We start from the raw sequence: 673 nt of genomic DNA, 5'->3' as shown, positions 1-673 counted from the left end.
CACCGACAAGACCGGAACCTTGACGGAGGGACGGATCCGGCTGGTGGACGCCGTCGACGCCGGCGGTGCGCACAGCGACCCGGTCCGCCGGCTCGGCCTGCTGGCCACCGATGTGGACCCGGAAACCGCCGGCGCCAGCGCGAATTCGCTCGACGCCGCACTCTGGGAATCGTCCGGGGCGCAGCAACTGGTGGGCGGTTCTACGCGCCGGGTCGCGATGCTGCCGTTCGACCACGCCCGTCGCGCCACCTCGGCCCTGGTCGAGGACCATGGGAAGCGCCTCCTGGTGGTCAAGGGCGCGCCCGAGCAGATAATCAGGCGGTGCGTCAGCGCACCGGCTGAAGCTCAAAAGACTCTGACCGAATTGTTCGACGCCGGCCGCCGGGTAGTTGCCGTGGCCGTCAAACCGGCGCCGCACCTGGCCACCCTCACCGCCGACGACGAATCCGAGCTGATGCTCGTCGGGTTCTGCGTCTTCGCCGACGAACCCAAGGCCGCCGCGCGGCAATCCCTAACCCAGCTCGCGGATCTGGGCATCGAGGTGAAGATCGCTACCGGTGACAACGCGCGGGTGGCCGAAAAGGTGTGCGCCGACTTGGGTTTGGCCTCAAAGGGAACCATCACCGGCGCGGAGATGGAACAATTCGGCGACGAAGAATTCGAGCACGCCGCA

At 67.9% G+C, this 673-nt stretch carries 1 protein-coding gene; it reads left to right on the top strand.

Annotation, left to right across the window (positions count from 1 at the left end; genetic code table 11):
• Window positions 1-673 (top strand): HAD family hydrolase (locus tag A9X04_RS01775; RefSeq protein ID WP_156764176.1); only part of this gene is annotated, 673 nt, incomplete at both ends.

Origin of the sequence: Mycobacterium sp. E3247 (assembly GCF_001667785.1) — a bacterium.
Lineage (GTDB): Bacteria > Actinomycetota > Actinomycetes > Mycobacteriales > Mycobacteriaceae > Mycobacterium.
Note: the sequence above shows the minus strand (reverse complement) of the source record. Positions and strands in the feature narration are given on the sequence as shown.